Below are 4,868 nucleotides of genomic sequence, written 5' to 3'. Positions count from 1 at the left end.
GCGGCGCGCGGCGGGAGCCCTCGACGGGGTGCTCCCTGCCGACGGCGGCGCGCTCGCCCCGCGCGCCGGGGGGGGGGGGGGGCCCGCGGCCCCCCCCCCCCCCCCCCCACGGCCGTTCCGGCTACGCGAAGCCGGGCACCGGCTCGATGCCGTCCAGCACCTTCCGCAGGACGGGCCGCTCCTCGGCGGTCGGCTCCCTGGGCTCCGGCACGCCGAGGCAGTACGAGACCCACTCCTCCACGCGGCACTCGGCGTTGAGCGGGGTGCCGGGCTCGAAGGGCTCCTGGGACCCAGGGGATCCCTCGGGCCGGTGCCGCCGCACCTGGAGGGAGAGCGTCCGGCCGTCCAGCTCGACCGGCATGGTCAGCGTCCAGCGGCCGGCGTAGGGGCCGGCCTGCCGGACCAGCTCACTGTCGGAGAACCGCACGGACCCGCCGACCCGGCCGATCCGCACCGGCAGCGCCACCTCCACGGCCTCGAAGACCGCGGTCGCCGCGATGCGCAGCACCTCCTGCTCGGACTCCGGCCGGTCCGGCAGGTACTCCGCGAGCAGTTCGGCCCACCGGCCGCCGGCCACCTGCCAGCGGAGCAGGTAGGTCCGCTCCGTCGGAGACCCGGTGAACCGCTCGACGGACAGCCAGGACGCCGGACGGCCGTTCACCCTCGGCGCCTCCCGTTCGGTGATCTCGACTCCGAACTGCAGCGGTTCGAGCCGGGCCCCCGGCTTCGAGCCGGCCGGAGTCAGCGTCAGCGAGTAGGTGGGGAGCGGGTTCTCGCCCACCTGGGCGGTCGCGAACGCCTGGCCGCCCTCGATCCGGTACCCGCGGGACGCGGTCGCGTCGTCCGGGAGCCAGCCGAACCGCACGTTCGAGATCAGTGAGCTCGGCCCCGTGGTCGGGCTGACCGAGGGCACCGGAGCCCCGTCCCCGCCCTCCCGGAGGCCGAAGCCCAACACCCCGGCCGCCACCAGCACCGCCACCGCCCCCGCCGCGCCGGCCAGCCGACGCCGCCGCAGCCGTTCCCGCCCTGCCGTCCGTGCCATCACCACACTCACCTTCGCCTCCGGAGCCGGCTCCGCCGCCAGTTCCCCCAGTCGTGCCGCCAACAGTTGCTCGTCGTTCATCACGCCTCTCCTCCGGGGGCAGCGACGGGACCGGGCACCAGGACGCGCCGCAGCGCGTCCAGTCCGCGTGAGGTCTGGCTCTTGACGTTCCCGGCCGAGCAGCCGAGCACCTCGGCGGTCTGCTCCACCGTCAGATCGCAGTAGTAGCGCAGCACCACGGCCGCCCGCTGCCTCGGCGGCAGCGCCTCCAGGGCCCGCCGAAGGTCCAGCGAGGACTCCCGGTCCGGCCCCGCCGCCGGCCGCTCCGGCAGGTCCGCCCGCCGGACCGTCCGCCGCCACCAACCGGTCCGCTGCTCGGCCAGGAAGGTGTTCACCAGCACCGTGCGGGCGTAGCCGTCCAGGTTCTCGGCCCGCCGGGCCTTCGGCCAGTGCACGTACAGCTTGGTGATGCACTCCTGCACCAGGTCGTCCGCCCGGTGCCAGTCCGCACAGAGCAGGAAGGCCACCGTTCGCAGCCACCCCGACCTGGCCGCCACGTACTCGTCGAACCCGGCGTCGCGCGGCTCCGTCCCCATCGCCTCATCTCCCCCTCCGACGGGCCCCGTCGCACCGTCGCCCCCCTGATGCGACCGGGCCCCGGAAAGGTTGCACGTAGGCTTCCCCCATGCCGAACGGCCGCTACTCACTCACCGACCCGCACGACGGCACCCCGCTCGGCGAGGAACGCTTCAGCTGCGCCCCCGGCCCGGCCGGCTGGCGCTACGTCTCCAAGACCTACGCCGAGGACGGCACGGTGCTGCGCACCGCCGACCTCACCCTGGACTCCCGCAACCGCCCGCTCCGCCTCGAACTCCGCTCCGGCGGCTGGCAGGTGAGGGGCGGCGCGCTCGACGGCGTCAGCTGGGTCCGCACCGCCGCCGACGGCTCCGGCACCGACGCGGCCGAGGGCCACGACCGGGCCCACACCTTCGCGGGCTCCTCCCCGGCCTTCCTGATCGCCACCGCCCGGCTGCTCCGCCTGGAGCCCGGCGCCTCGTCCCGGCTGCGCCTGGTCTCCTTCACCGACCCGGTGCTGGCCCCCCGCACCTTCGACCAGGGCTGGCTGCTCGAAGCCGTCGACACCCACCCCACCGACACCGGCCCGCTCCAGGTCGAGCGCTACCAGGTCGCCGACCTGGAGACCGGCGAACAGCAGGTCGTCCACCTGGCCGGTGACGTGGTGCTGGCCGCCCCGGGCATCGAGCTCGACGAGCTGGAGTCCCCGCCCAACCAGTGGCCCGCCGAGTACACCGGCTGACCGCCCGTCAGGCCGGCGGCGCGAACCCGCCGCCCCCGGGCGCGGCCGGCGGGGTCTCCGACGGAGCCGTGGGCGCCGTGGCCGGGGGGCCCGCCGGGGGAGCGGCGGGCGGCGCGGCCTGCGGTCCGGTCGGCGTCGGCGCCTGGTAGCGCTGCGCCCGCTCCAGCGGCTGCCGCACTTCTCCCTCCGGCCGAGGCGGTCGGCCCTGCCCGAACTGCGAGGGCTGCTGGTACTGCGGGGTCTGCTGGTACTGCGGCTGGGCGGCCATCGACCGTTCCCAGTCCCGTCGTTGACGCTCCACCAGCACCGCCCCCAGGTACTGCGCCGGGTGCACCCCGTACGGCGCGGCCTGCCCGGTGTACGCCACCAGGTCCCCGGCCAGCTCCTGCGCCATCCCGTGGGCCACCGCCGGGTCCAGCTGCCCGAGCCGGCTCAGGAACTGACGGATCGCCAGCCAGAGCGGGTCCGGCACCGCGGAGAGGTCGAGCGCGACCAGCCCGGCGCCGATGCCGTGCAGCAGCTCCGGCGACACCGGCGGCAGCGCGTCCAGGCCCTTCCCGGCCCCCGGCACCCGCTCCCGCACCACCAGCGTCCCCGCGAACACGTCCCCGAGCCGCCGTCCCTCGGGCGAGACGATCGAGCAGATCAGCGCGGGCACGCCCATCAGCATCAGCAGCTCCACGAACCCGACCAGCCCGCGTACCAGCGAGTGCCGGAACCGCACCGGCCCGCCGTCCGTCCGCACCACCCGCAGCCCCAGCGCCAGCTTCCCCAGCGACCGCCCCCGGGACAGTGTCTCGACCAGCACCGGCAGGATCACCAGGCAGAAGATGGTGGACCCGAGCGTCATCGCCGCCGCAGCCGCCTCGTCCACGTCGCTGACCCCCGCCATGAGGCCGAGCAGCAGCGCGAACAGCAGCAGGAACTGGGCCACCAGGTCCAGCCCGATCGCCAGCATCCGGCTCGGCAGCTTGGCGGACCGCAGCCCGAGCACCACCGCCTCGCCCGTGACCAGTTCGCTCACTGCCGTCCCCCACCCACTCCGTGTCCCGCACCATCGACAGTGCGCCAACATACGGGCCACCCGAACCCACAGGAAGGGCGGCCCACCCCTCTGGCATGCTGAGCCCCGATCCCGCCCCACCGCCGCAGCCATCAGGAGGGCCCCACCCATGGACCTGGACGTCTTCGCCGCCGCCCACCAAGCGGAGTGGCACCGGCTGGAGACACTGAGCAGGCGCCGGCGACTCACCGGCGAGGAGGCCGACGAACTCGTCTCCCTCTACCAGCGCGTCACCAGCCACCTGGCCCAGATCCAGTCCACCGCCCCCGACCCGGTCCTGGTCGGCCGCCTCACCACCCTGGTGGCCCGCGCCCGCAGTGCGGTGACCGGCCGCCGCTCCTCCTCCTGGCGGGACGCGGCCCGCTACTTCACCGTCAGCTTCCCGGCCGCCCTCTACCGCTCCCGCCGCTGGTGGATACCGGTCGCGGTGCTCTCGATCGTGCTCTCCGCCCTGATCGCCTGGTGGATCTCCACCCACCCCGAGGTCCGTGACTCCCTCGCCGCCCCCGCCGAGATCCAGGAGATGACCAAGGCCGGCGGCCAGTACGAGACCTACTACTCGGACCACCCCGCGACCTCCTTCGCCGCCCAGGTGTGGACCAACAACGCCTGGATCGCCGCCCAGTGCCTGATCTTCGGCGTCCTGCTCGGCATCCCGGTGATCTGGGTCCTGATCAGCAACGTGATGAACCTCGGCGTCGCCCTCGGCCTGATGTCCTCCGCCGGCCGCCTCGACTTCTTCCTCGGCCTCCTCCTCCCGCACGGCCTCCTGGAACTCACTGCGGTCTTCGTCGCCGCCGGCCTCGGCCTCCGCCTCGGCTGGACGGTCATCGACCCCGGCCCCCGCCCCCGCCGCACCGCCCTCGCCGAAGAGGGCCGCGCCGTCATCGGCATGGCCATCGGCCTCGCGGTCGTCCTCTTCGTCAGCGGCCTGCTCGAAGCCTTCATCACCCCGTCCCCCCTTCCTACCTGGGCCCGCATCACCATCGGCGCCGTGGCCGAGGTTCTCTTCCTCGTCTACGCCCTGGTCCTCGGCCGCCACGCAGCCGCCACCGGAGAGGCCGGCGACATGGAGGTCGCCGATCGCGAGGACCGTCATCCGGTAGCCGCCTGACCTGGTAGTCTTCTCATCGGCCCACAAAAACCGTTGACGCGGTCCGAGTGTGCTAGTAGGTTTGAACGGTTGAGGCGATTGGACAACGGTCGCACTCGGGCGTTAATGTCTACGACAACGCCAAGCCGACGCGGTGAGCACCGAAAAGTGCCCGTTCGGATCGGCAAATCCCTCTCCCAGCGGGAATTCAGAACGAATGAAGCCGGTAAAACGGCCGAAATTGATCTGGTAAGCTGAGAACACGAAAGAACGAAGCGCCCGGAGGGCCTGCCGGAAGGCAGACCGAAGGAAGCCACCGTTCCTTGAGAACTCAACAGCGTGCCAAAAGTCA

Annotated in this window: 6 protein-coding genes; 2 read left to right on the top strand and 4 right to left on the bottom strand. The window is 73.3% G+C overall.

The annotated features are described in order from the left end of the window. Positions 1 to 121 precede the first annotated feature (121 nt). A complete protein-coding gene (locus ACIRBX_RS29265) occupies positions 122 to 1,123 on the bottom strand; it encodes a hypothetical protein (protein WP_402301279.1) in 1,002 nt (333 codons plus the stop codon). Continuing rightward, a complete protein-coding gene (locus ACIRBX_RS29260) occupies positions 1,123 to 1,638 on the bottom strand; it encodes a SigE family RNA polymerase sigma factor (RefSeq protein ID WP_402301276.1) in 516 nt (171 codons plus the stop codon). The genes ACIRBX_RS29265 and ACIRBX_RS29260 overlap by 1 nt, the downstream gene beginning before the upstream one ends. An 89-nt stretch (positions 1,639 to 1,727) precedes the next feature. Here ACIRBX_RS29260 and ACIRBX_RS29255 point away from each other — a divergent pair, with 89 nt between their 5' ends. Beyond that, a complete protein-coding gene (locus tag ACIRBX_RS29255; protein WP_402301273.1) occupies positions 1,728 to 2,360 on the top strand; it encodes a hypothetical protein in 633 nt (210 codons plus the stop codon). Positions 2,361 to 2,367: 7 nt separating this feature from the next. Here ACIRBX_RS29255 and ACIRBX_RS29250 read toward each other — a convergent pair whose 3' ends face one another. Then, positions 2,368 to 3,384: an RDD family protein gene (locus tag ACIRBX_RS29250; protein ID WP_402301270.1), complete on the bottom strand. Its 1,017-nt coding sequence runs from the start codon at positions 3,382 to 3,384 to the stop codon at positions 2,368 to 2,370. A 148-nt stretch (positions 3,385 to 3,532) separates the two neighbouring features. Between ACIRBX_RS29250 and ACIRBX_RS29245 the strand changes: the two genes are divergently transcribed. Then, a complete protein-coding gene (locus tag ACIRBX_RS29245) occupies positions 3,533 to 4,537 on the top strand; it encodes a stage II sporulation protein M (RefSeq protein ID WP_402301267.1) in 1,005 nt (334 codons plus the stop codon). A 102-nt stretch (positions 4,538 to 4,639) separates the two neighbouring features. Here the strand turns inward: ACIRBX_RS29245 and ACIRBX_RS29240 are convergent. Beyond that, the coding region (locus ACIRBX_RS29240) for a hypothetical protein (protein ID WP_402301265.1) at positions 4,640 to 4,868 on the bottom strand (229 nt) is incomplete at its 5' end.

Source organism: Kitasatospora sp. NPDC096147, from assembly GCF_044763225.1.
Classification (GTDB): Bacteria; Actinomycetota; Actinomycetes; order Streptomycetales; family Streptomycetaceae; genus Kitasatospora.
This window is presented reverse-complemented; position numbering and strand designations above follow the sequence as displayed.

Coding starts and splice junctions, on each gene's coding strand:
- ACIRBX_RS29265 (WP_402301279.1), bottom strand. CDS start 1,123: ATGAACGACGAGCAACTGTTGGCGGCACGACTGGGGGAACTGGCGGCG.
- ACIRBX_RS29260 (WP_402301276.1), bottom strand. CDS start 1,638: ATGGGGACGGAGCCGCGCGACGCCGGGTTCGACGAGTACGTGGCGGCC.
- ACIRBX_RS29255 (WP_402301273.1), top strand. CDS start 1,728: ATGCCGAACGGCCGCTACTCACTCACCGACCCGCACGACGGCACCCCG.
- ACIRBX_RS29245 (WP_402301267.1), top strand. CDS start 3,533: ATGGACCTGGACGTCTTCGCCGCCGCCCACCAAGCGGAGTGGCACCGG.